17 protein-coding genes are annotated in these 25,678 nt (G+C 72.4%); 7 read left to right on the forward strand and 10 right to left on the reverse strand.

Translation table 11 applies throughout. The features are described 5' to 3' along the window. Positions 1-15: 15 nt before the first annotated feature. On the forward strand, positions 16-11,262 hold the full coding sequence (locus OIE67_RS39270) for a non-ribosomal peptide synthetase (protein WP_326630027.1): 11,247 nt from the start codon (positions 16-18) through the stop codon (positions 11,260-11,262). 4 nt (positions 11,263-11,266) lie between these two features. Then, on the forward strand, positions 11,267-13,051 hold the full coding sequence (locus OIE67_RS39275; RefSeq protein ID WP_326630029.1) for an ABC transporter ATP-binding protein: 1,785 nt from the start codon (positions 11,267-11,269) through the stop codon (positions 13,049-13,051). A 75-nt stretch (positions 13,052-13,126) separates the two neighbouring features. On the opposite strand, the gene OIE67_RS39280 is transcribed toward OIE67_RS39275, so the two are convergent. Then, the gene (locus OIE67_RS39280; RefSeq protein WP_181307206.1) at positions 13,127-13,288 is read right to left on the reverse strand and encodes a hypothetical protein; all 162 of its coding nucleotides are present in this window, start codon (positions 13,286-13,288) and stop codon (positions 13,127-13,129) included. Positions 13,289-13,440: 152 nt separating this feature from the next. On the opposite strand from OIE67_RS39280, the gene OIE67_RS39285 reads away from it, so the two are divergent. Then, complete coding sequence (locus OIE67_RS39285) at positions 13,441-14,166, forward strand: AfsR/SARP family transcriptional regulator (RefSeq protein ID WP_326630033.1); 726 nt, start codon at positions 13,441-13,443, stop codon at positions 14,164-14,166. Between the two features lie 89 nt (positions 14,167-14,255). Here the strand turns inward: OIE67_RS39285 and OIE67_RS39290 are convergent, their stop codons facing one another. Genes OIE67_RS39290 through OIE67_RS39310 form a run of 5 tightly spaced genes read right to left on the reverse strand, consistent with a single transcriptional unit; the run spans position 14,256 to position 17,427 of the window. Beyond that, on the reverse strand, positions 14,256-14,441 hold the full coding sequence (locus tag OIE67_RS39290; RefSeq protein WP_326630035.1) for a hypothetical protein: 186 nt from the start codon (positions 14,439-14,441) through the stop codon (positions 14,256-14,258). 22 nt (positions 14,442-14,463) lie between these two features. Then, a complete protein-coding gene (locus OIE67_RS39295) occupies positions 14,464-14,625 on the reverse strand; it encodes a hypothetical protein (protein ID WP_326630037.1) in 162 nt (53 codons plus the stop codon). Then, positions 14,598-16,493: an ABC transporter ATP-binding protein gene (locus OIE67_RS39300; RefSeq protein WP_326630039.1), complete on the reverse strand. Its 1,896-nt coding sequence runs from the start codon at positions 16,491-16,493 to the stop codon at positions 14,598-14,600. The genes OIE67_RS39295 and OIE67_RS39300 overlap by 28 nt, the downstream gene beginning before the upstream one ends. Next, on the reverse strand, positions 16,490-16,918 hold the full coding sequence (locus OIE67_RS39305; RefSeq protein ID WP_326630042.1) for a S26 family signal peptidase: 429 nt from the start codon (positions 16,916-16,918) through the stop codon (positions 16,490-16,492). The genes OIE67_RS39300 and OIE67_RS39305 overlap by 4 nt, the downstream gene beginning before the upstream one ends. Then, the gene (locus OIE67_RS39310) at positions 16,915-17,427 is read right to left on the reverse strand and encodes a TlpA family protein disulfide reductase (protein ID WP_326630044.1); all 513 of its coding nucleotides are present in this window, start codon (positions 17,425-17,427) and stop codon (positions 16,915-16,917) included. The genes OIE67_RS39305 and OIE67_RS39310 overlap by 4 nt, the downstream gene beginning before the upstream one ends. 213 nt (positions 17,428-17,640) lie before the next feature. Here OIE67_RS39310 and OIE67_RS39315 point away from each other — a divergent pair, with 213 nt between their 5' ends. Next, positions 17,641-18,366 (forward strand): haloacid dehalogenase type II, encoded by a 726-nt coding sequence (locus OIE67_RS39315; RefSeq protein WP_326630046.1) that lies wholly within the window; start codon positions 17,641-17,643, stop codon positions 18,364-18,366. Positions 18,367-18,424: 58 nt separating this feature from the next. On the opposite strand, the gene OIE67_RS39320 is transcribed toward OIE67_RS39315, so the two are convergent. Then, positions 18,425-18,856, reverse strand: coding sequence for a hypothetical protein (locus OIE67_RS39320; RefSeq protein ID WP_326630048.1), 432 nt, complete (start codon positions 18,854-18,856; stop codon positions 18,425-18,427). A gap of 177 nt (positions 18,857-19,033) precedes the next feature. Here OIE67_RS39320 and OIE67_RS39325 point away from each other — a divergent pair, with 177 nt between their 5' ends. Both OIE67_RS39325 and OIE67_RS39330 read left to right on the forward strand, forming a co-directional pair. Further along, on the forward strand, positions 19,034-20,449 hold the full coding sequence (locus OIE67_RS39325) for a sensor histidine kinase (RefSeq protein ID WP_326630050.1): 1,416 nt from the start codon (positions 19,034-19,036) through the stop codon (positions 20,447-20,449). 156 nt (positions 20,450-20,605) lie between these two features. Further along, the gene (locus OIE67_RS39330) at positions 20,606-22,015 is read left to right on the forward strand and encodes a sensor histidine kinase (RefSeq protein ID WP_326630052.1); all 1,410 of its coding nucleotides are present in this window, start codon (positions 20,606-20,608) and stop codon (positions 22,013-22,015) included. On the opposite strand, the gene OIE67_RS39335 is transcribed toward OIE67_RS39330, so the two are convergent. The 3 genes from OIE67_RS39335 to metX are packed head-to-tail and all read right to left on the reverse strand — an operon-like array spanning position 21,987 to position 25,034. Further along, positions 21,987-22,469 carry a CoA-binding protein gene (locus OIE67_RS39335; protein WP_326630054.1) on the reverse strand — a complete coding sequence of 161 codons (483 nt, stop codon included), beginning with the start codon at positions 22,467-22,469 and terminating at the stop codon, positions 21,987-21,989. The two genes, OIE67_RS39330 and OIE67_RS39335, sit on opposite strands and share 29 nt — an antisense overlap. Further along, on the reverse strand, positions 22,466-23,803 hold the full coding sequence (locus tag OIE67_RS39340) for an O-acetylhomoserine aminocarboxypropyltransferase/cysteine synthase family protein (protein ID WP_326630056.1): 1,338 nt from the start codon (positions 23,801-23,803) through the stop codon (positions 22,466-22,468). Before OIE67_RS39340 ends, OIE67_RS39335 begins: the two co-directional genes overlap by 4 nt. A 19-nt stretch (positions 23,804-23,822) precedes the next feature. Continuing rightward, positions 23,823-25,034, reverse strand: a complete 1,212-nt coding sequence (metX, locus tag OIE67_RS39345) for a homoserine O-acetyltransferase MetX (protein WP_326630058.1) — start codon at positions 25,032-25,034, stop codon at positions 23,823-23,825. An 80-nt stretch (positions 25,035-25,114) separates the two neighbouring features. Here metX and OIE67_RS39350 point away from each other — a divergent pair, with 80 nt between their 5' ends. Continuing rightward, complete coding sequence (locus OIE67_RS39350; RefSeq protein ID WP_106236907.1) at positions 25,115-25,663, forward strand: OsmC family protein; 549 nt, start codon at positions 25,115-25,117, stop codon at positions 25,661-25,663. Positions 25,664-25,678 lie beyond the last annotated feature (15 nt).

The following is a 25,678-nucleotide window of genomic DNA, read 5'->3' on the forward strand; positions in this document are numbered from 1 at the left end:
ATCGAAGGATGGCTGATGGAAGCGAGCCCTCGTCTCGTATCGCTCTCTCCCGCGCGACTGGCCGGCGTGCGCCGGCGGACCGGTGACCGTTCCGACAGGACCATCACCCTGGCCTGCGCCGCCGGGCTCGCCTACTGGGCCACCGGCCAGAGCCCCGACCGGCTGGACCTGACCCCCGCGACCCCGTTCGCCGACGTTCTCGACTGGGCGGGAGACCATGAGCGTGTCGCGGAGTGGGAGGTCGGTGCGGACGGCCGGAGCATCGTCGTGCCAGGCGGCGTCGACCCGGCCGAGGCGCAGCTGGCGCTGGACGACCTGGCCGACTTCCCCGACCGGCCGGTCGGCACCGTCGGCCCCTCCAGTGTGGCGGCCCGGCTGGAGACCCTGGCCAGGTGGAACGACACCAGGGCCGACCGGGAGCGCCCCACCATCGTGGAGATGTTCCGCGAGCAGGCCAGGATCAGGCCGGACGCCGTCGCCATCGTGGACGAGCGGCGGTCGCTGACCTACCGCGAGGCGGCCGCGCTGTCCAACCAGCTCGCCCACCACCTGATCGAACGCGGTCTCACCGCCGAGCGGATCGTCGGCATCTCGCTGGACCGCTCCGCCGAGATGGTGCTCGGCCTGCTGGCCGTGCTGCAGGCCGGGGGCGCGTTCGTGCCGCTGGACCCGCGCTGGCCGGCCGCGCGCCGGGCGGTCGTGATCGCGGACGCCGGCGTGGTACTGCAGCTCGACGACTCGGGCGCGGGCGCGGCGGGCGAGCCGGAGGCCGTGGCCGTCGATCTGGACGCGTGGCGGTTCGGCGCGTACCCGACCGGGGACACCGGGGTGGACATTCCCGGACCCGCGCTGGCGTACGTGATCTTCACCTCCGGTTCGACCGGGCGGCCCAAGGGCGCGATGATCCGGCACGAGGCGATCAGCGAGCGGCTGCTGTGGCAGAGCCGCGAGATCCTGGGCTTCGGCCATGACGACGCGTCGCTGTTCAAGGCGCCGCTGTCGTTCGACATCTCCATCAACGAGATCTTCCTGCCGCTGGTGTGCGGCGGCCGGCTCGTGGTCCTGCGGCCCGGCGGTGAGCGCGACCCGCACCACCTGCTGAGCGTGATCGCCGGGCAGCGCGTCACCTTCACCTACCTGGTGTCGTCCATGCTGGACGTGCTGCTGGAGATCGAGGGCGGCTCCGGGCGGCTGGACAGCTTGCGGCACGTGTGGTGCGGCGGCGAGGTGCTCACCCCCGACCTGTACGAACGCTTCCGCACCCGGCTCGGCATCCCCATGTACCACGGCTACGGCCCGGCCGAGACGACGATCGGCGTCTCGCACGTGATCTACCGGGGCGCCGCCGAACGACTGTCCACCTCGATCGGCCGGGCCAATCCCAACACGCAGCTGTACGTACTGGACGACGAGCTGCGCCCGGTCCCCTTCGGCGTCGGCGGCGAGCTGTACGCCGGCGGTTTCCTGCTCGGCCGCGGCTACGTCAACGCGCCCGGCCTGACCGCCTCCCGCTTCGTGGCGAACCCGTTCGCCGGCGACGGCTCCCGCCTGTACCGCACCGGCGACCTGGCCCGTTTCGCCCCCGACGGGTCCCTGGACTTCCTCGGCCGGGCCGACAACCAGGTCAAGATCCGCGGCATGCGGCTGGAGATCGAGGACGTCGAGATCGGCCTCGCCGAGCACCCCCGCGTCCGGCACACCTGCGTCGTCGCCAGGAAGAACGCGGCCGGCGGCACCTATCTGGTCGGGTACGTCATCCCCGTCTCCGGCGACGGCGACCTGAGCCCCGAGGAGGTCCGGGCGTGGGCCGCCGAGCACCTGGTCGAGTACATGGTGCCGGCCCACGTCGTCGTGCTGAAGGAGTTCCCCCTCACCGCGAACGGCAAGCTGGACCGCGCCGCGCTGCCCGAGCCGGAGCTTCGTACCGGCTCGGCCGCCGCGCCCGCCACCGAGAACGAGCGTGTCGTGTGCGCCGCCGTCGCCTCCGTGCTGCGGCTGGAGGAGGCCGGCCCGGACCAGAACTTCTTCCGGCTCGGCGGTGACAGTCTCATGGCGATCTCCCTGTTGAGCGCGCTGCGCGACGCGGGCCTGCACGTCACCGCGACGCAGATCTTCACCAGCCGCACCGTGGGCGCGCTGGCGGCGGTGGCCGTCCCGGCCGAGGCCGCGTCGGCGGACCTTCAGGACGTCCCGACCGGTCCCTTCGCGGGCACACCCATCGTGCGCTGGCTCGCCGGGACCACGGACGCGATAGACGGTTTCGTGCAGTCCGTGGTGCTCAACACGCCGGACGGGCTCACCGCCGACGCCCTCGGCGAGCTGCTCACCGCCCTGGTCAGGCGGCACGACATGCTGCGCGCCCGGCTGGTCCGCGACGAGCCGTGGGGGTTCCACGTCCCCGAGCCTGACACGGCCGTGGCGAGCTGGGAGGAGAGCGACCGGCCGCTCGACGGGTGTGTGGAGCTCGCCACCGCGGGGCTGAGCCCGGACGACGGCGTGATGCTGCGGGCCGTGTGGCGGCGCGCGTCCCGGCAGCTCGTGCTGGTCGCCCACCACGTGGTGATCGACGGCGTCTCGTGGCGGGTGCTGATGGACGACCTGGCCACGGGGTGGCGGCAGCTCACCTCGGGCGCGCCGGTCGAGCCGCCGCCGGTGGGCACGTCGTTCCGGCGCTGGGCGCAGCTGCTGGAACGGGCGGCGTCCGAGGGGGACCCCGGCCACTTCCAGCGCCCCCTGCCCGGTCCCGACCGCCCGCTCGGCCGGCGTCCCCTCTCCGCCTCCGACGTCGTCGCCAGGGAACGGGTGCGTACCGTCACGGCCGGCCCCGGCGTCACGGCGGCGCTGCTCGGCGAGGTGCCCGCCAGGTTCCACGCCGGGGTCGGCGACGTCCTGCTGACCGCGCTCGCCGTCGCCCTCGCCCGGTGGCGGCGCGACCTCGGGCAGGAGCAGACGTTCGCGCACATCGAGCTCGAAGGGCACGGCCGGGAGGCGCGGTTCGTGGCCGGCGCCGCCGGTTTCGAGCCCGACCTGTCGCGGACGGTGGGCTGGTTCACCACGTTGTTCCCGGTGCTTGTGGACCCCGGTGCGGCGGCCGACCTCACCGGCCCCGCCTATCTGTCGGCCGCGCTCAAGGCGGTCAAGGAGGACCTCGCCCGGGTGCCGGACAACGGGATCTCCTACGGGGCCCTGCGGTACCTGGCCGGCGACGCGTTCGACGCGCCCGCCCCGCAGGTGCTCTTTAACTACCTGGGCCGCTACGACGCGGGCACGCCCGGGGACTGGCAACTCGCCGGCGCCACCGGGCAACTGGGCGAGAAGCGCGATCCGAAGATGCGGCTGCCGCGCGCCCTGGAGTTCAACGCCATCGCCGAACCCGGGGCGACGGGGGCGTACGAGCTGGTCACCAGCATCTCGTGGCCGGACGGGCTGTTCACCGACGAGGACGTCGCCACCATCGGCGGGTACTTCCTGCGGGCCCTGACCGGGCTGGCCGCGCTCGACACCGGCGGTCACTCCCCCAGCGACTTCGCCGCGGTCACCCTCACGCAGGCCGACGTGGACGCCCTCGACGGCCCGGCGCTGCTCGACGTCCTGCCGCTGACGCCGCTGCAGGAGGGCCTGTACTTCCATTCGGTCTTCGACGACGACTCGGCCGGCAGCTACGTCGAGCAGCAGATCCTGACGCTCGACGGTGCGGCGGACGCCGACCGGCTCGCGGCCGCGGCCACCCGGCTGCTCGCCCTTCATCCGAACCTGGCCGCCCGGTTCGTCGCCCTCACCGACGGCCGCGTGGTCTCGGTGCTGGAGAGCGGCGTGACAGCGCCGTTCCGCACCCTCGATCGTCCCGGCATCACCGGTGACGAGCTGCGCGACCTGGCCGAACGTGACCGCCGCGCCGGGTTCGACCTGGCCGCGGGGCCGCTGATGCGCTACACGCTCGTCCGTACCGGGCCGGGGCGGAGCGTTCTGGTGCAGACCGTGCACCACATCGTCGCCGACGGCTGGTCGGTGCCGCCGATGCTGCGGGCGCTGCTGGCCGAGTACCACGCGCCGGGGAGCGTGCACGTACGGGACGGCTTCGCCGGGCACGTGCGCGCGCTCGCGGCACGCGACGGGGACGAGAGCGACCGGGTGTGGCGCGAGCAGCTCGCTGGACTGCCCGGCCCGTCGCTGGTCGCCGAGGGACACACCCCGTCGGGGAGGTTCGCGGAGACCGGCGTCTCCGGGGAGGACCTCGCGGCGCTGGACGGCGACATCGACGCCGCCGCGCGGGCGGCCGGCGTACCGCTGAGCGTCGCCGTGCACAGCGCGTGGGCGGTGACGCTGGGCGGGATCCTCCAGGGGCGGGACGTGGTGTTCGGGTCCACGGTGTCCGGGCGCGACGCGGATGTTCCGGGCATCAAGGACATGGTGGGGCTGCTCATCAACACGATCCCCGTACGGGCCCGGTGGTCGAGCGACACGACGGCGCGTGACCTGCTCGCCTCGGTACGGGAGCACCAGAGCGCGGTGCTGGAGCACCAGCACGTCTCCCTGACCCGGATCGGCCGGCTGGCCGGAAGCGGGACGCTGTTCGACACGCTGGTGGTGTTCGACGTGCCGACGGACGTGGTGTCCCTGCGCCGGCCCGGCGACGAGTTCGTCATCAGCGACCTGGTGAACGAGGGGGCGCCGCACTATCCGCTGACGCTGGTGGTCGAGCGGGAGGGGGGCGGGCGGGCCCGGTTCAACCTGATCTATGACGGGGAGCTGCTGCGGGAGTCGCAGGCACGGGCGATCCTGCTGACCTTCACCCGCACCCTGACCGGCCTGCTCACCCGACCGGACTCACCGGTCACCGCGGCGGCGAGCTCGGGCGGGGCGATCACGGCGGCGAGCTCGGGCGGGAGGATCGCGCCGGTGGCCTCGGTCGGGATGATCACGCCGGTGAGCTCGGACGGGGTGATCACGCCGGTGACCCTGGGGGGTCTGTTCGACGCCGCCGCGCGCCGCGACCCGGTCGCCACCGCCGTCACCCGGTGCGCGCTCGACGGCGGCACCCGCTCGATGACCTACGGCGAGCTGGCCGCGGCCAAGGACGAGCTGGCCATGGCGCTGCGTGCCGCCGGGGTGCGGCCGGGCGAGCGGGTCGCGGTCGCCGTTCCGCGCTCGCTGGATCAGGTCGTCGCGCTGATCGCTGTCGTCAGCGCGGGCGGCGCGTACGTGCCGCTGGACCTGGCCTATCCGGACGAACGGCTGGCGTACGTGCTCGCCGACGCCGCTCCGAAGGTCGTCCTCGTGGACGGGGCGGCACGGGAGCGACTCACTGAGCTGACGACCAGGGCGGGAGTGCCGGCCCGGGTGCTCACGCTGGACGGCGTGCTGTCGGTGCCCGGGCAGGAGGGCGAGCAGCCGCCGGACGGCCGGGATCGGGGGGAGTCGTCGGACGCGCGGTCGCTGTCGGACCTACGGGACAACGGGGTGCCGTCGGACACCGCCGCAGCCATAGCCGAAATCGACTGGAACGACCCGGCATACGTCATCTACACCTCGGGATCGACCGGCCAGCCCAAGGGGGTCGTGGTGCCGCACTCCAGTGTGGTGGCGCTGCTCGCCGGCACCCAGGGCGACATGGGGTTCGGCCCGGACGACGTGTGGGTGCAGTTCCACTCCTTCTCGTTCGACTTCGCGGTGTGGGAGCTGTGGGGCGCGCTGGCGTACGGCGGTGAGCTGCTGCTGCCCGAGTACGCGCTGACCCGCTCCCCGCTCGACTTCCACCGCCTGGTCCGCGAGCGCGGGGTGACCGTGCTGAACCAGACCCCGTCCGCCTTCTACCAGTTCGCCGAGGCCGACCGGCACGCCGGCCGGCCCGTCACGTCGCTGCGCCGGATCATCTTCGGCGGCGAGGCGCTCGATCTGGGACGGCTGCGCGGCTGGGTCGAGCGGTACGGCACCGCCTCGCCCGAGCTGGTCAACATGTACGGCATCACCGAGACCACGGTGCACGTCACCCACCGGGTCCTGACCGGCGACGACTTCACCGCGGGGGACGTCAGCCCGATCGGCGGCCCGATCCCCGGCCTGACCACCTACCTGCTCGACGACCGGCTCCGCCCGGTGCCGCCGGGCGGGGTGGGCGGCATCTACGTCGCGGGCGACCAGGTTTCGCTTGGTTACCTGGGCCGGCCGGGGCTGACCGCGAGCCGGTTCGTGGCCGACCCGTTCGCGGGTGACGGGTCCCGGATGTACCACACGGGTGACCTGGCCCGGCGGACGATCGACGGCGAGCTGGAGTTCGTCGGACGGGCCGACGACCAGGTGCAGCTCAAGGGCTTCCGCATCGAGCTGGGCGAGGTGGAGTCGGCGATCAGGGAACTGGACGGCGTCGTGGACGTGGCCGTCACCGTGGCGGCCGGCGGCGACCATCTGGTGGCGCATGTGGTGGGGCAGGTGTCCGGCGACCTCACCGGCCCGCTGTCGGCGAAGCTCCCCGCGCACATGGTCCCCGGCCGCGTGCTGCACGTGGACGCCCTCCCCCTGACGGTGAACGGCAAGCTGGACCGCACAGCCCTCACCGAACGCGCGTTCGCACATGACCGGCGCGCATCCACTCCCGGCCGCACCTCCTCCGCCCACGAGCGGCCCGTGCCCGCCGGGGACGGCGCACTCGCCGCGCTGGCCAAGGTCTTCGGGGAGGCGCTTTCTGGCGTTGACGCGGATGCCGACACCGATTTCTTCGTCGCCGGTGGGGACAGCATCATCGCCATCACCGTGGTCAACCGGGCCAGGGCGCTCGGGCTGCCGATCACGCCGCGCGACGTGTTCCTGCTCAGGACCCCGCGTGCGCTCGCCGCCCACGTGCGCACCCACGCCCCGCCGGTCACGGCACCCGTCCGTCACGAGGACGGCCCGCTGACGCCCACGCCGATCATCCTGCGTCAGCGGGAGCTGGGCGGCTCGCTGGCCAGGTTCGCCCAGGCCAGGACGCTGGTGGCGCCCGAGGGCATCCGATTCGAGGACGTCGAGCGCGCCGCGAACGCCGTCGTGGCCGCGCACCCGATGCTGCGGCTGCGGCTGCGCACCGAGCACGGCGTGTGGACCCTGCGCACCGACCCGCCCCACCCGATCACCGTCACCCGCCCGGAGGCAGTCACCGACCCGGCGGCCCTGGCGGACGAGCTGGCCGGGCGGCTCGATCCTGAGGCAGGGGAGGTGGTGGCGTTCGCGTGGCTGGTGGAGAGCCGGACGCTGGTGATCGTCGTGCACCACCTGGCCGTGGACGCGGTGTCCTGGCTGATCCTGCTGGACGACCTGGCCACCGCCCTGCGCGGCACGCCGCTCACCCCGCCGGCCACCTCGTACGCCGAGTACGCCGACGCCCTGGCCACGGGAGCCACCCAGGCCCAGGCGGTCGGCACCCTCGACCGCTGGATCACCGCACTCCAGGCGCCCCCGCTGCTATCCGAGGCGACAGATGAGCCAACAACTCTGTGTGAGACCACCGTGGAGCTCCCGCCCGAGCTGACCACCGCCGTGGCCCGCACCGCCCCCGCCGCGCTCGGTCTTGGGCTCACCGAGTTGCTGTGCGGCGCGCTGCGGGCCGCGTTGACGCGGGTCCAGCCCGCCCCCACCGATCTGGCGATCGAGCTGGAACGGCATGGCCGCGGCCCGGTGCTCGAACAGCACGACTACACGCGCACGGTCGGCTGGTTCACCTCCATCGCCCCTGTACGGCTCACGCCGCACACCGACCCCGTCGCCGCGGCGCGGGAGCTCGCCGAACGTCAGCCGGACGAAGCCGATCATGTCGCCTACGGCCGACTGAGGTACCTCAACCCGCAGACCGCCCCGCTGCTGACCGCCCGCCCGCAGGTGCTGTTCAACTACCTCGGCCGGGCCACCGAGTCCCAGGCGCTGCACATCGCCGGCGGCGACCAGGGCAGCCCGTACGCGGTCGAGGTCAACGCCTGGATCGACGCGGGCACCGGCACCCTGCGCGCCGCCTTCACCCTGGCCGACACCATCCCCGACGAGTTCACCGCGTACTGGCGGCAGGCCCTGGAGCAGGTCGCCGAGGCCGCCGTGACGGCCGAGCGGACGGCCCCGGTGACTCCGTTGCAGCGTGGCCTGTTCTTCCAGGCCCAGCTCGCGGGCTCGGCCGGTCACTACGTCGCGCAGAACTACTTCACCTTCGACCGGCGGCTCGACCCCGGCGCCCTGGCCGAGGCGATGGCGTACGTGATCGCCCGGCACCCGGTCGTGGGCGCCGGCTTCGTAACCCACGCGGCCGGGAACCCCGTCCAGGTGCTCGCGGCCGGTCGGCGCGTCGGCGTGCGGACGATCGCCCTGACGACGGACGCCGAGGTCGAGGCCCTGTGCGCGAGGGACCGCGACACCGGCTTCGACCCGGGCGAGCCACCGCTGATCCGGCTGACCGTGGTACGCCGGCCGGACGGCCGGGACGGCCTGCTGCTGAGCTACCACCTGCTGCTGTGGGACGGCTGGTCGCGGGAGATCGTGCTGCGCGACCTGTTCAACGCCTATGAGGCGGCCATCGCAGGCGAGCCACCGGCCCCGGTGCCGGCTCCGAGGTCGGCGGGCGAGTCGCTTGGCCCGGTGCCGGCCGCGCCGAGTTTCGAGGAGTATGCCCGCGCGCTCGACGCCAGGGATCCTGACCCGTCGCGGCGATTCTGGGCCGAGCATCTGGCCGGGCTGCCGGGCCCGACGCTCCTGGCCGGGCCGGCGCCGGTCCTCTCGGACGCCCTGCCGCGGGCGCTCGTGCACACGCTGTCCGCCGAGCAGTCCGACCTGCTCAGGGAGGCGGCCAGAACGCACGCCGTCACCCTGAACTCGCTGCTGACCGGCGCGTTCGGCCTGCTGCTCGGCGCGCATACCAGCCGCGGTGACGCCGTGTTCGGGGTGACCGTCTCCGGCCGCGAGGGCGCGGGGCTGGACGGCATCGTCGGCGTGCTGCTCAACACCGTGCCCATGTGGACGCGGCCCCGCCCGTACGAGGCGGTGGGCGAATACCTGTCGGGCGTGCAGGCGGCCAGGGTCGCCGCGATGGAGCACGAGCACCTGGGGCTGGGCGAGATCCAGCGGGCCGGCGGGCACGACACCCTGTTCGACAACCTGTTCGTGCTGCAGAACTTCCTGGACCTGGACGCGCTGGCCGCGATGAACGCCCGCCACGGCATCACCTCGGTCAAGGCGGACGACTCCACGCATTACCCGTTCACCTGGGTGATCACGCCGGGCGAGCGGTTCACGATCAAGCTGGAGTACCGCGACGACGACACGGAACGCGCCCGCGCCCTGCTCGACGACTATCTGCGCGTGCTCGGCGAGGTGGCCCGCGCGACCGGGCCCGTGGGCGGTCTGCCCGGGTTCGGACCGGAGCCTGAGCGGGCCCCGCGGACGGACGTCGGCACCGACACCGTGGTCGACCGGTTCGACCGGGCGGCGGAGCGCAGCCCAGGGCGGGTCGCACTCGTCGCCGACGGCAGGACGATGACGTTCGGGCAGCTCCAGGAGCGCAGCCGGGCCGTGGCGGGGGTGCTCGCCGCGCGCGGGCTCGGCCCGGACAGGACCGTGGGCCTGGCGATCCCGCGCTCGCTCGACTCGATCGTGGCGCTGTTCGCGGTGCTGCGCGTCGGGGCCGCGTACGTGCCGCTGGAGCTGGACCATCCGGACGAACGGATCGCCGCGATCGTCGCCGACGCCCGCCCGGACGTGATCCTCACCGTGAGCGCCGTCTCCCGCCGCCTCACCGGCGCGGCGGGCGGCGGCGAGCCGATCGAGCCGGACCGGCCCCAGCCGCGAGCCGACCTGATCGAGCCGGACCGGCCGCTGCCGCGGGCCGAACTTATCGAGCTGGACCGGCCGCTGCCGGAGGCCGAGCCGGTGGCGACGTTCGCGCCGGACGACCCCGACCGGCTGCGCCACCCGGCGTACGTCATCTACACCTCGGGCTCGACCGGCAGGCCCAAGGGCGTCGTCACCGAGTACGCCGGGCTGACGAACATGCTGATCAACCACCAGCGCCGCATCTTCGAGCCGGTGCTGGCCGAGCACGGGCACCGGATCTTCCGGATCGCGCACACCGTGTCGTTCGCGTTCGACATGTCGTGGGAGGAGCTCCTGTGGCTCGCCGACGGCCACGAGGTGCACATCTGCGACGAGGAGCTGCGCCGCGACGCGCCCCGGCTGGTCGAGTACTGCCTGCGGCACACGATCGACGTCGTCAACGTGACCCCCACCTACGCGCAGCAGCTGGTGGCCGAGGGGCTGCTCGACGACCCGGGACGACGGCCGCCGCTGGTGCTGCTGGGCGGCGAGGCGGTCACCCCGGGGCTGTGGCGGCGTCTCGACGAGACGGAGGGCACGGTCGGCTACAACCTGTACGGCCCGACCGAGTACACGATCAACACCCTCGGCGTCGGCACGTTCGAGTGCCAGGACCCGGTGGTGGGCGTGCCGATCGACAACACCGACGTGTACGTGCTGGACCCGTGGCTGCGCCCCGTGCCGGACGGCGTGCCCGGCGAGCTGTACGTGTCGGGCGTCGGCATCGCCCGCGGTTACCTCGGGCAGCCGGGTCAGACGGCGCACCGGTTCGTCGCGTGCCCGTACGGGGAGCCGGGCGAGCGCATGTACCGCACCGGCGACCTCGTGCTGCGGCGGCCGGACGGGAACCTCGCCTACCTGGGCCGCACCGACCAGCAGGTCAAGATCCGCGGCCATCGGGTCGAGCCGGGCGAGGTCGAGGCCGCCTTCGCCGCGCATCCCGCGGTACGGTTCGCCGCCGCGGTCGCCCAGCCGGACCCACAGGTGGACGGCGCGTACCGGCTGGCCGCCTACCTCGTGCTGGACGGCGCCGACCTGGCGCGGGTGGCCGCCGAGGTGGGGGCGGGGCTGCCGGACTTCCTGCGGCCCACCCACTACGCCGAGGTGGCCGCGATCCCCCTGACCGTGAACGGCAAGGCCGACGTCAAGGCCCTGCCGGAGGCCAAGCCGCTGGGCGCGCTGACCACGGCGGGCGAGCGGCGGCCGGCGACCGAGAACGAGATCCTGGTGTGCGAGTTCTTCGCCGAGGCCCTGGACCTGGATGATGACGAGGTGAGCGCGGTGAGCGACTTCCTGCCCCTCGGGGGACACTCCATGCTGGCGGTGCGGCTGGTCGGGCTGCTCCGCCGTGAGTACGGCCCCAGGATCACCATCCGTGACCTGTACGCCCTGCGTACCCCGGAAGCGATCGCCCGGCACCTCGATGACCACTCCTGACGAGATGACCACTCCCGACGAGATGACCGCACCGGACGAGATGGCCCCTGCCGACGAGACGACCGCACCGGACGAGACGACCGCACCGGACGGGACGGCCGCTCCTGACGCGCCGGCCCCGCGCGCGGGCATCCTGCGGACCACGCTGCGGCGCAACGTCGGCGCCATGGCGGGCGGCACCCTGCTCATGGGCCTCTACCAGGCCGGCGAGACCGCCTTCCCGATCGCGCTCGGCCTGATCGTCGAGCACACGATGCGCGAGCGCGACCTCGGCCGGCTCGGCCTGTCGATCGCGGCGCTGGCCGTGATCATCACCACGGTGTCGCTGTCGTGGCGGTTCGGGATGCGCGTCCTGCAGAAGGCGAACACGACCGAGGCCCACCGCTGGCGGGTACGGGTAGCGGCCGGCGCGCTCCAGCCGGTGGCCAGGGACACCGGCCTGAAGTCCGGCGAGGTGCTGACCATCGCGACCGAGGACGCCGACCAGACCGCCGACATCATCGAGGTGGTGCCGCTGCTGATCAGCTCCCTGGTCGCGGTGCTGATCACGGCGGTCGCGCTGGGCCTGGCCGACGTCCGGCTCGGCCTGCTGGTGATCGCGGGCACGATCGCGATCCTGTCGATCCTGAGCGTGATGTCGAAACGCATCGGCGCGAGCACCCGCGAGCAGCAGGCCAGGGTGGCGCGGGCGGGCGCGAAGGTCGCCGACCTGATCAGCGGCCTGCGCCCGTTGCACGGTTTCGGCGGCAACTACGCGGCGTTCCGGTCGTACCGGAGGGTCAGCACGGAGGCGAAGAGCCAGGCGATCACCGTGGCCAGGGTGAACGGCGCGTACGCCGGCGTCGCGCTGGCGCTCAACGCGGCCCTCGCCGCCGCGGTGACCCTGACGGCCGGCTGGCTCGCGTTCGAGGGCCGGATCGGCATCGGCGAGCTGGTCATGGCCGTCGGGCTGGCGCAGTTCATCATGGAGCCGCTCCGGCTCTTCTCGGAGATGCCGAAATACGTGATGATCGCGCGCGCGTCGGCCGAGCGGATGGCGCTCGTGCTGGCCGCGCGGCCGGTGATGACCCCGGGCACGGGGCGCCCGTCCGCCGGCGGCGACCTGGAGGTGGACGGCGTCCGGTACGGGTCCCTGCGCGAGCTGAAGTTCCACGTGGCCGCCGGCGAGTTCGTGGCGATCGCCGCCTACCAGGCGCAGGCGGCGGCCGACCTCGCGGCGGTCCTGGCCGTGCGCGTCCCGCCCGGTGCCTACGAGGGCGTGGTACGGGTCGGCGGGCAGGAGCTCGCCGACCTCCCGGTCGAAGGGATCAGGGAGCACCTGCTGGTCAACCCGTACGACGGAGAGATCTTCGCGGGCACGCTGCGCACGAACATCGACCCGTCCGGCACCGCGCGCCTGCTGCCAGAGGCGGTGGAGGCGTCCATGCTGACCGACGTCGTCGCCCTCCACCCCGAGGGGCTCGACCACGGCGTCCGCGACCGCGGCGCGAACCTGTCGGGCGGGCAGCGCCAGCGGCTGTCGCTGGCCCGCGCCCTGGCCGCCGACGCCGGCATCCTGGTCCTGCACGACCCGACGACGGCCGTCGACGCGGTCACCGAGCAGCTCATCGCGCGCAACCTCGCCCGGCTCCGCGCGAACCGCACCACCGTCGTGATCACCAGCAGTCCCGCCTTCCTCGACGCCGCCGACCGCGTCCTCGTCCTGGACGGCGGCGTCATCACCGCCGACGACACCCACCGCGGCCTGCTCGGCACGGACGCCGGCTACCGCCAGGCCGTGGCCCGCTGAGCCATACACAAAAGCCGCACACACGAAAAGAGCCGCCCTCCCCGTGCGGAGAGGGCGGCGGCCTGCCGGTCACGACTACACGTCAAGGCACCACATGGTCCCGTAGCCCGGCACGTAGCAGCGGTACCAGCCCTCGGGCGGCATCGCCTGCGCGGGGGCGCTGGTGATACCGACGGTGAGGGCAGCGGAGGCGACGACGAGGGCCAGGGCCGCGGCGCGGCGAACACGATTTCTCATGGACCTCATGCAACCGGGCCCGTCTTGTGGATCACTTGGGACCGGCTGGTACGGGCGCCGGGCGCCCGCCATACCTGGAACATACTCGCCCCGAACAGAATGCCGATCGGAGGTGCACGATGTTCCACACGACGTTCCAACTCTCAGGACGCATGGCGATCGTCGACGGCGGGGGCCGGGCGATCAACGTACGGGCCGCGAAGCAGCAGGCGATCCTCGCCGTTCTGCTGCTGCGGCCGGGCGGGGTGGTCAGCGTGGACCGGCTGATGACCGAGCTCTGGCCGGACGAGCTGCCCGCCACGGCGCGGGCGAGCCTGCAGACCTACGTCTACCGCCTGCGCCGCACCCTGGCGCCGCTGGCCGCGCACGGCGTCGAGCTGGCCACGCTCGGGAACGGCTACACCCTGACCGTCCCCGACCGGGCGGTGGACGTGCGGGCGTTCGAGCGGCGCTTCGCCCGCGGGTCGCAGGCGCTGGCCGCGGGCGAAGCGGCGGAGGCGGCCGGGCTGCTGCGGGAGGCGCTGGACCTGTGGCGCGGGCCGCTGGCGCCGGGGATCGAGGTCGAGACCGTCCTGTGCGAACGCCGCCGCCTGGACGCGGTGCACCTGACCGCGTCCGAGCTCTGGGTGGAGGCCGAACTACGGCTCGGCCTGCACAACTCCGTCATCCCGGAACTGGAGCGCCTCGTCGAGGCCCACCCGTTCCGCGAGTCCCTGTGGGAGCTGCTGCTGCGCGCCCTGGCCGGGCGTGGCCGCCGCGCCGAAGCGCTCGCCGCCTACCGGCGCGTGCGGGACATCCTCAGCACGGAGCTCGGCATCGAACCCGCCGACCGGCTCCGCCGGCGGCACCAGGCCATCCTCGAAGGCGCGTCGTTCTAGGGGGTCTGTCCCGAAGTCCCGAGGTTCCGAAGGGAGCGCTTCTGGCCGGCGCCTGCCAGAAGGCACTCCCCTCAGCTCCCTTTACTCACTCAGGCGCACTGCTTCCTGGTGTAGACGGAACAGTCCGTTCGCCAGCACTTGAAGACGGTGCAACAGATGCTGCCGGTACAGGTCGTGTTGACCACGACGCACCGCGCGGTGCAGGCGGCCTGCGCGTCGCCGGACGGCACGACGAAGGCGACGATCCGGTCCGCCAGGTCGGTGATGAGTTTCACCTTTCCCCCTTTCTCCAACGATCTACTCGCACAGAGTGACCGTCCGGTAGGTGCAGTCCGCGTTGTAGCACCGCATCTTGTAGCAACCGGTGTTCGGGTCGTAGCTGATCTGCACGCACCTCGGGGTGCACGCGGCGTCGGCCTTGACCGTGGGGATCAACCGGTCGATGAGCTTGTCCAGCATTCCTTCTTCACCTCCTCTCCCGTTCCAGGTCCGGTGGACGCGGCATCACGGTCAGGCACCTCGTGATAGCCGCGGGCTTGGAGGCGGAAGAGACGGGCGTAGACACCGTCCACCGCCATCAGGTCGTCGTGACCGCCCCGCTCGGCGACGACCCCGTCCTTCAGCACGACGATCAGGCCGGCGTCGCGCACGGTGTTCAGCCTGTGGGAGATAAGCAGGCTGGTCTGGCCCGCGCGGTGCCGCCGCATCCTGGCGTGCACGTCGGCCTCGGCCTCGGGGTCGAGGCCGGAGCTCGGCTCGTCGAGGATCATCAGGTCCCGTCCGTCGCGCAGGAAGGCCCGGGCCAGGGCGGTCCGCTGCCACTGGCCGCCGGAGAGCACGACGCCGGTGGCGGAGTCCGCTCGATCCTCTTCGCTGGTGAACATCCGGGTGAGCAGCGTGTCGTAGCCGCGCGGCAGGCCCGCCAGCAGTTCGTCCACCCCCGCCCTGCGCGCGGCGGCGCGGATCCGGCCGAGGTCCTCGCGGGCGCCGGCGTCGCCGACGCCGATGTTGTCGCGGGCGGAGAAGTCGTAGGCCATGTGGTCCTGGAAGACGCCGCTGATCCGTTCGCGCAGGTCCTCCGGCCGGACGTCGCGCAGGTCCGTGCCGTCCCAGAGGATCGCTCCCCTGGTCGGGTCGTAGAAGCGGCAGAGCAGCTTGACGAGCGTGCTCTTGCCCGCGCCGTTGAGGCCGACGAGCGCGACGGAGGCGCCGTACGGGAGGTACAGGTCGACGCCGCGCAGGATCCAGGGGTGCTCGTCGCTGTAGCGGAACCAGACGTCGCGCAGCTCGATCCCCCGGCGCAGCGGCGGCAGCGGCGCGGGGTCGGCCGGCGCGGGCAGATCGGGCTCGGCCCTGATCACCGCCACGTAGTGGCCGAAGAGCCGCAGGTTGTGGTCGGTCGTCGCGATGCCGTTCACCAGCGCGTCGAGCCCGCCCTGGACCGCGACGACGGCGACGGTGAACATCGAGACGTCCCCGACGGTGAGCGTGCCGGTACGGGCCGCGGCGATGGCCCAGACGAGCCCGCCCCCGGCCACCACGGCGGACAGCAGGGCGAGCGCCCCCTCGGCCGACAGCTCCTTCCGGTCCATCCGCCGCCGGCCCGCGTGTGCCGTGGCCAGCTCGGCCATGAGCCGGCCGCGCAGGAATCCGCCCGCGTTGAAGAGCCTGATCTCCTTGGCCGCCTCGATCGTGCTCAGCAGGGTGCTGTAGAAGAGCTGCCGCCGCTCGGCCGGGCCGATCTGCCACATCATCGCCGTACGCCGGCGCGACAGCTTCAGCTGCGCGACGAGGGCCGGCCCGGCCGCGCACAGCACGACCATCGTCATGACCGGGCTGATCACCAGCAGCGAGCCGACGAAGCCGATCACGGTCACGGCGGACCGGATCAGGCCGAAGGTCTCGGTGACGATGCCCTCCGCCCGCGCCGTGCCCTCCTGCGCCAGGCGCAGCCGGTCGAGGAAGCGCGGGTCCTCGAACGGCCGCAGCCCGGGGAAGCGGGCCGTGGCCGCGAACAGCCGGTCGGTCGTGGTGGCCGCCATGGCGCGGCCGATCTGGCCGCCGAGGTAGCGCGAGCAGTGCGGCAGGATCGCGGCGACGACGCCGGTGCCGGCCAGCCCCGCGGCGAGGCCGAGCAGCCCGGCCATGGTGGCCGAGCCGGTGAGGCCGTCGATGACCAGCTTGGTCAGCCAGGCCACCGCGACGGGCGCCACGGCCGTGCCCAGCAGGGTGAACCCGTACCCGATCATGGGAGCGGCGGCGGCGCTCCAGCCGGTGGCGAGGGCCTCGCGCGCGGCGGCGGTCAGGCGTACCCCGTCAGCGGTCATGCCGCCGCTTCCTTCAGCTTCCTGACGGTGACGGCGTGCAGGTCGGCGGCGTGGAAGTAGCCGTGCTCGCGGGAGTCGAAGCTGGCCTCGGTGTTGTCACCGATCAGCACGAACCTGCCGTCAGGGACGACGTCGTCGCCGACCACCCACCGCACCTGCGCGGGCACCGGATCGCCGGGGACGGCGGCGACGCGTTTGATCAGGTAGTGGCTGCCGGTCGGGCGCGGGCTCACGACGACCGCGATCTGCCCGTTACGCAGCTCCGCCAGGTCCGTGCGCCGGGACAGGAGCCGGTCCCCGTCGGTGAGCGTCGGGGCCATGCTGTCGCCGTGGACCCTGATCACCAGGTACGTCCTGCGCAGCCGTACGGCCAGGAGGGCCAGCCCCGCGACCCCGCCCGCGGCCATCAGCCAGGCCCGCCTCACGATGCCCCCGCCCCGGCGGGCAGGGTGTGCCCGCTGGTGACGACCGTGTCGCCGGCACCGATCGTGAGGACGGTCGGGAAGGCGTCGACCTTGAACGCCGTCTGGAGCGGCCCCTGCGGCAGCTCGGTGACGACGCGCGCCACCTCCGCGAGCAGGCCGATCTCGGCGGCGGTGTCCTCGCCCGGAGCGGCGACGACCACCGCGAGCACGTCGTCCGACGTGTCGCGCGCCCGCTCCGCGAAGAGCGGGAGCAGGTCCTCGCAGGGCCGGCAGCCGTGCGAGAAGAAGCCGATCAGCGCGGGTGCGCCGAGCAGCTCGTCGGAGATCGGCTCACCGCTCGTGGTCGTGGCGGCGAACGCCGGGATCCGCGTGCCGGGCGGCAGGCTCTCCGTCGTCATCGCCGGCGCCGCGCCCTGCCGGCGCAGCCGGCGGATCACGCCGACGGTCAGCAGCAGGTTCAGCCCGCACAGCAGAGCGACCAGCACGACCGCGGCGACCAGGTACTGCATCTCACCCTCCCCGATCCGTCCATCGACCACCCGGCGAACCCGCCGGACACAGATCGGGATATTTCACGACCCCGCTAGCCCGGCCCTCGCGCGCCGCTAGCCCGGCCTCCAGGAGGACGCGCGCAGGGCGGGCGAGGCGCAGGGCGGGCGAGAGGGAGACGACGCGCCTGAAGGTGATCGACTCGGCCGGGGTGGCGACGCATGATGGGCTCTATGAGCGATTTCGACCCCGCCGGCCTCCGCGTGATCGCCTTCGACATCTTCGGCACCACCTTCGACTGGTACACCGGCGTCGCCGACCAGGTCGCCCGGATCGCCGCCGAGCAGGGCGTCACGATTGACGGCGGCCGGTTCGCCGACGAATGGAGGAGCCGCTACGTCCCCTCCCTGCAGACCGTCAACCGCGGCGAGCGCGACTGGGCCTACCTCGACACGCTGCACCGCGAGTCGCTGGACGACCTGCTGGAGATCTACGGCGTGGCCGGGGCGTTCGACGAGGCCGCCCGCCGCCGCCTGGTGCACGTGTGGCACCGGCTGCCCGCCTGGCCGGACGCGGCCACGGGGCTGGCCCGCCTGCGCCGGCGGTACGTGCTGGCGGCGCTGTCGAACGGTGGATTCGCGCTGCTGACCCACCTGGTCAACCACTCGGGGCTGCCGTTCGACTGCGTCGTGTCGGCCGAGCTCGCCCGCGCGTACAAGCCGTTGCCCGCCCCCTATCTGACCGCCGCCGGCCTGCTCGACGTGCAGCCGGGCCAGGTCCTCATGACCGCGGCCCACGCCTGGGACCTCGACGGGGCGCGCGCGGCGGGGCTGCGTACCGCGTTCGTGGAGCGACCGCTGGAGAAGGGGCCGCACGGGACCCCCGACCGCGCCGCCGACACCACCAGCGACCTGTCCGTCACCGGCTTCGACGGCCTCGCCGACGCGCTCGGCTGCTGAAACCCTCGCATGGCAGCACGAAGGGCCGGTCGGCGGTGACCGGCCCTTCCGCTGATCGTCAGATGCCGCGGGTGTGGTAGGTGCAGGTCGGGTCGGAGGAGGCGCTCGTGTCGAAGAGGACCTTGAACCGCACGTATACCTTGTGTGCCTTAGGCCGGTTCACCGAGATGTTCCTGGTGCCCGTCCTGCCGCCCTGGTAGCTGAAGGCCTTGAAGACGATGTCCGGCTGGGCGTCCTGGACGAAGTAGAAGCGGACGGTGTTGTTGCTCCCGGTATTGGCGGTGGTCCGCCAGGACACCTGGTTGAAGACGTGCCGCGTGCTCGTGGTGATATAGCGGGCGCGGATCTCGATGCCGTGGTCGCCCTTGGAGCAGCGGGCGATGAGGTACTGGTCGGCGGAGGCCATGGCGGGCCCCGTGGCGGCCGCCGCGGTGATCGTCGTGGCCAGGCCCATGGCGGCGATGACGGCCGCGGCGCGCAGGATCTTCAAGGTTGCCCTCCCGTAGGTCGTGACGGTCATTCTCGGAAGGGGCGGTATGCCGGAGGTATGCAGGATCCGTACGTCATGCCATGACGCCGTACGGAAACGTCAATCCCCGCCTGCGTAGCTGGTCATATTAGGACAAGCATTCGCATAGGGAGCAGAAGTCCTGGATACCGTCAGCGTATGGCCGGGCTACGCTCTCCTCTCCGACGGCGGCGCCGCCCGTTCGTGAACTCCATCCGGGTGCGCTACACCATCGTGGTGGGCGTGCTGTTCACAGTGATCCTTTCGGGGGTCGGCGCTCTGATCTCATTCGGCATCCGCAACACCGTCGCGTCCGACCTCACCGAGGACATGCGCCTGACCATCGTCGACTGGGTCACCGAGATGCGGCCGGGCCACATCTCGCCGCCCAAGCCGACAGCCCGCGCGAAGTACCTCCAGCTCGTCGACTCCAAGGGCCGGGTGGTGGCCTCCAACGCCGCGGCGGCGGGCAAGCCGCCACTGAGCACGGCCCGCCCGTCCCCCGGCGACCGCCTCCTGGACGGCAAGGCGTGCCCACCGTGGGAGTCCGGCAGGTGCCTGCTGATCACGGTGCTGCGGATGGACGACGGCGCGGCCAGCACCCTCTTCGGCGGCGAGCCGCACTTCGTCTACGCGGGCACGACGGAGCCGCCCGCCCTGGCGATGCGTTACCTGGAGGCCGGCATCGTGGCGGCCGTCCTCTTCGCCTCCGCGACGGCCGCGTGGAGCACCTGGGTGGTGGTGGGCCGGACGCTGCAACCCGTACAGGCGATCAGCACGAAGATGCGCGCCGCCGCGGAAGGCGACCTGCACCTGCGCGTCCCCGAGCCGCCGGGCGACGACGAGATCGCCGAATTCGCCCGCACCTCCAACATCTACCTCGACCGGCTGGAGAAGGCGGTGAAGGCGCAGCGCCGGTTCGCGTCGATGGCCTCTCATGAGCTGAGGTCCCCGGTCGCCGCCCTGCGCACCCAGCTGGAGGAGGCGCTGCTGTATCCGGAGGACACCGACGCCCGGGTGGCCCTGCAGCGCACGTTGCGCAGCACGGAACGCCTGGAGGCGATCATCGACGACCTGCTCGCCTACACCCGGATCAAAGGCGCCCTGCCGGCCGCGTACGAGCCGCTCGACCTCGCCGACCTGGTGGAGTTCGAGATCGCGGCCCTGCCTCGCGACGGCGCCGAGGTCCTGCTGCGGGTGGTGGACCGCCCGATCGTGCTGGGCTCGCGGGTCCAGCTCGGCCGGGTACTGACCAACCTGCTGGCGAACGCGCGGCGGCACGCCAGGTCCCGCATCGACGTCACCGTCGAGCAGGACGGCGGGCATGCCGTGGTGAGCGTGCGCGACGACGGCGCGGGCATCGCCCCCGAGGATCGGGAGCGGGTCTTCGACGCCTTCGTCCGGCTGAGGGAGGCGCAGCGCCTGGATCCCGGGGGCACCGGGCTCGGCCTGGCCATCAGCAGGGAGACGTGCCACGCCCACGGCGGGTCGCTCATCGTGGCGGACGATCCGGACGGAACGCGGTTCGTCCTGCGCCTGCCGGTGCCGGCCCCCGCGGACGAATGCCCCGGCTGACGCACGCCCGGATCGGCCGGAAACCCGGCCGCGCGAGCCGGATTTGCACCGAGATGGCATCGGTTCAACCTTTTTGGTGAGGTATTAACTCGTCTCATGCCGTCGCCGGGGCCCGGCCTTCATCTCCCGCTACGGCCCGTGTGCTCGACTGGGCGCATGAGGGCTGGGCGAGACTGGTCGATCACCACGCGCATCACGGCGTTCGCGGGCGTGGTCGCGACGCTGCTGTCGGCACTGCTGGCCGTCTCGGTCATGCTCGCCATCCACAGGTACGTGACGCAGGACCACATCGGCGAGATAGCCGTGGACGGCGGCCGGGTGGCTCACGAGATCGAGCACGACGGCATCCGCCCGCAGATGACCGAAGAGGAGGGCCGCGAGCTGCAGGTGGTCGACGCCACGGGCAAGGTCGTCGCCTCGACCCCGCGGCTGCGCGGCGAACCGGCGATGGCCGACTTCAACCCCCTGCCCAAGGCCATGGCCAGCCGCGTCGTCTGCGGCGGCGTGTTCCCCCACGGCGACTGCATGCTCGTGGTCGCGCAGTCGGCCTACCACGCGGGACAGGACTGGGTCGTCTACAGCTCCGGCCACGTGGTCCCGGTCTACGTCGCCCCGTGGCTGGCCACCACCGTGTTCGGCGCCGCCGCGCTGATGGCCGCGGCGATCACGGGCCTCGGCCACCGGATCGTCACCGCCGCGCTCAGACCGGTGAACACCATCCGCGCGGAGCTCGACACGATCAGCGAGAGCTGCCCGCAGCGCCGGGTGCCGCTGCCGCCGACCCACGACGAGATCCACGACCTGGCCGAGAGCGTGAACCGGACCCTGGTCCGCCTGCACGCCGCGATGGCCCAGCAGCGCAACTTCACCTCCAATGCCTCGCACGAGCTGCGCACCCCCATCACGGCGATCCGCGCCGAGGTCGAGGACGCCCTGCTCGCGCCCGAGGAGACCACGGTGCGGAATCTGGGCGAGGCCGTGCTGGGCAGCGTGAACCGGATCGAGACGATCGTCGGCGACCTGCTGGCCATCGCCCGGCTGGAGGCGGCGCAGTCCGTCGACGGCGAGCCGGTCGACCTGGCCACGCTGGTGAGCGCGAAGTGCCGGGAGGTACCCGGCCGGCGCACGGCGTTCGACTGCGCGCTGGAGCCCGGCGTGGTGGTGACCGGTGATCCGGCGCACCTGACCCGGCTGCTCACCAACCTGATCGACAACGCCGAGCGGCACGCCGCCGGCATCGTCACCGTGCGCGTCTCGCACGAGCCGGCGACCGGGCGGGACACCGCGCACTTCCCGCTGGGCGTGGCGCTGCTGGAGGTGATCGACGACGGTCCCGGCATCGAACCGGACAAGCGCGAGCTCGTCTTCCAGCGCTTCGCCCGCCTGGACACCGCCCGCGACAGGAACACCGGCGGCACCGGGCTCGGGCTGGTGATGGCCCGCAAGATCGCCCAGGCGCACGGCGGGACCCTCCAGGTCGAGGACAGCACCGCCGGCGCCCGGTTCGTCCTGCGCCTGCCCCTGGCCGTCGCGCCGGTTACTGCAGCCCCGCCCGGACAGACGTGATGCGCTGGGTGTTGAAGCCGAGCCAGTGCATCCGGCCCACGTAACGGGCGTGCTCGACCTTGATGCAGCGGTCCATGACCACCGTCACGCCGCCTTCCACGGCGATCCGCGCGCCCTCCTCGTTGATCACGCCGAACTGGCACCACAGAGCGCCTGCCTTGATCGCCACGGCGTCTCGGGCGATCCCGGGCAGCGCGTCCGGCGCGCGGAAGACGTTCACCAGGTCCACCGGCTCGGGCACGTCGAGCAGGCTCGGATAGCTGGTCTCGCCGAGGATCTCCTTCTCGCGGGGGTTCACCGGGATCACCCGGTAGCCGTGCCGTTTGAGGTAGTAGCCGACGAAATAGCTGGCCCGCAGCTCGTTGCCCGACAGGCCGACGATCGCGATCGTCCGGGTGGAGTGGAGCACCCGCTGGATCGTCAGCGGGTCCTGGTAGCGAGCGAGATCGGTCATACCGTCTCCACCTTCTCCTCGATCGTCGCGGCGACGCGGGCGAAACCCTGGTCGAGATCCCAGATGAGGTCCTCGACGGACTCGGTGCCCACCGACAGCCGTACCGTACCGGGCCCGACGCCGGCCGCGCGCAGCTCGTCGTCGCCGAGCTGGCGGTGCGTGGTGCTGGCGGGATGGATGACCAGGCTCTTGGCGTCGCCGACGTTCGCCAGGTGCGACCAGATGGTCAGTCCGCCGATGAGGCCCTGGCCGCCGGCCCGGCCGCCGGCGCAGTCGAAGGAGAACACCGCGCCCGCGCCGAGCGGCAGGTACTTCTCCACCAGTGCCCGGTGCCTGCTGCCCGGCAGCCCGGGATAGGTCACGTTCGCGGCCAGCTCGTGCTCCTCCAGGAACGCCGCCACCGCGCGCGCGTTCGCGACGTGCCGGTCCATCCGCAGCGACAGCGTCTCCAGCCCCTGCAGGAACAGGAAGGCGTTGAACGGCGAGAGCGCCGCGCCCAGGTCGCGCAGGGTCTCGGCGCGCAGCTTCATCAGGTAGCCGTACGTGCCGAACGTCTCATGGAAGCGCAGGCCGTGGTAGGCGGGCGACGGATCCGCGACCACGGGGAAGCGCCCGTTGGACCAGTCGAACGTGCCCGCCTCGACCACGACGCCGCCGATGCTGGTGCCGTGGCCGCCGATGAACTTGGTCGCCGAGTGGATCACGATGTCGGCGCCCCACTCGATCGGGCGGCACAGGTAGGGCGTGGCGAACGTGTTGTCCACGATCAGCGGCAGCTCGTGCTCGTGCGCGATGGCCGCCACCGTCTCGATGTCGAGCACGTTGCCGCCCGGGTTGCCGATCGTCTCGCCGAAGAACGCCTTGGTGCTAGGGCGCACCGCCTGCCGCCACGCCCCGGGGTCGTCGGGATCGACCCAGGTCAGCTCCACGTTCATCTTGCGCAGCAGGTGCTTGAGCTGGTTGACCGTGCCGCCGTACAGGGCCGAGGAGGAGACGACGTGGTCGCCCGGCTCCAGCAGCGTGAAGAGCGCGGCCGCCTGCGCGGCGATGCCGCTGGCGAAGGCCACCGCGCCCGCGCCGCCTTCGAGGTTGGCCACCCGCTCCTCGAACACCGCGACGGTCGGGTTCATGATCCGCGAGTAGGTGTTGCCGTATTCCTGGAGGTTGAAGTAGGCCGCCGCGGACTCGGGGTCCTCGAACACGTAGCTGGTCGTCTGGAAGATCGGCACCGCGCGGGCGCCGGTGTTGGGGTCGGGTCGCTGCCCGGCGTGCAGCTGGCGGGTCTCGAACCCGAACGCGCGGGCCTGTTCCTGACGGGAGGGCTTGTCGGTCACGAACGTCTCTTCCTCGATCTCACCTGGGCCCGCCCTGGGCCAGGAACTCCTTGATGATGGGCGTCTGCCGCGCCTCTTCCAGCAGGAAGCAGTCGTGCCCGTACGGCGCCTCGATCACCTGGAACTCGACCGGCTTGCCGAGGCCGCCGAGCGCCTCGGCGATCTCGCTCGACGCGGCCGGCGGATAGAGCCAGTCGGAGCTGAACGCGATCAGCAGCGTCCGCGCCTTGACGCCTTCGAGCGCCCGCACGAGCGATCCGCCGCCGTGCTGCCGGGCCAGGTCGAAGTAGGTCAGCGCGCGCGAGGTGTAGAGGTAGGTGTTGGCGTCGAAGCGCTTGACGAACGAGTCGGCCTGGTGGCGCAGGTAGCTCTCCACCTCGAACTCCGGCTCGGTGATCGTGTAGCGGACGTCGTCGGCGAACTGCAGCCGCCGGCCGAACTTCTCCTCCAGCCCGGGCGCGGACAGATAGGTGATGTGGCCGACCATCCGCGCCAGGCCCATGCCGGCGTCGGGCGCGCTGCCGGTGCCGTGGTAGCTCCCGCCCTGCCAGGCCGGGTCGCGCATGATGGCGTCGCGGGCGATCGCGTTCCAGGCCACTCCCTGCGGATGGAGCGCGTGGGTGCTGGCGATCGGGATGATCGCGTCGACCTGGTCGGGGTACCGCACCGCCCATTCCAGCGCCTGCATCCCGCCGAGCGAGCCGCCGGCCACCGCCGCGAGCCGGTCGATGCCGAGGGCGTCCAGGAACGCGCGCTCGGTGCGGACCATGTCCGCGACCGTGATCACGGGGAAGTCCGCGCCGTACGGCCGGCCCGTCGCCGGGTCGGTCGACGACGGCCCCGTGGTGCCGCGGCAGCCGCCGAGCAGGTTGGTGGAGACGACGAAGTAGCGGTCGGTGTCGAACGCCTTGCCGGGACCGATCATGCCGTCCCACCAGCCGAGCCCCTTGCCGGCCGCGCCGTCGCGCTCCTCGGCGCCGAAGCCGTCGCGCGTGCTCTCCACGGGCGGCGCCTTCGCGAAGCCGGCCGCGTGGGCGTCACCGCTGAGCGCGTGGCACACCAGGATCACGTTGTCGCGCTGCGGGGAGAGAACGCCGTAGGTCTCGTACGCGACGCGGACCGGATGCAGCTCCCGGCCGCAGTCGAGGCGGACCGGCTCGGGCAGATCGAGATGGCGCGTCTCCACCGTGCCGACGGAGCCGGCCGCGAGCGTTGTGGCTGGCTGCGACATGGGGCTATGGTAGCCCGCCACGGGCAGTATATGGTCAAATACCTACCGGGAAAGTGGGAACGCAGGCGAAGGGGCGGGACATGACCACGGTCGCCAACGGAGTCAACGTACAGGCACTGCTGGACGCGCGCGAGGCGCTGAAGGGCGCGCCCGAGGCCGCCCAGTTCGTCTGGCGGGCCTCCTCGAAATGGCAGGACGGCGTCCACAGCACGACGCGGGTCAAGGAGTTCTTCGGGCTCGGGCAGGAGCAGGAGCACAAGAGCGAGGCGGTCTTCGACGCCGACCACCCCGAGGTCTTCGCGGCCCAGGACAACGGCATCACGCCGATCGAGTACCTCCTCATCGGCCTGGCCAGCTGCCTGACGGCGGGCGTGGCCTCCGTCGCGCAGAACCGCGGCATCCAGCTCCGCTCGGTCGAGGCGGCGCTCGAAGGCAAACACGACATCCGCGGCATCCTGGGCGTCGACAGCGACGTGCGCAACGGCTTCAACGACATCAAGGTGACCTTCACCATCGACGCGGACGCGTCCAGGCAGGACATCGAGGCGCTGGTGGCCCAGTCGCAGAAGCGCTCGGCCGTGTTCGACGCGCTCACGAACCCGACGGACGTCACCGTCGAAGTGGCCTGAGCTGCCTGAAACGTC

Origin of the sequence: Nonomuraea fuscirosea (assembly GCF_035917475.1) — a bacterium.
Taxonomy (GTDB): domain Bacteria; phylum Actinomycetota; class Actinomycetes; order Streptosporangiales; family Streptosporangiaceae; genus Nonomuraea; species Nonomuraea fuscirosea.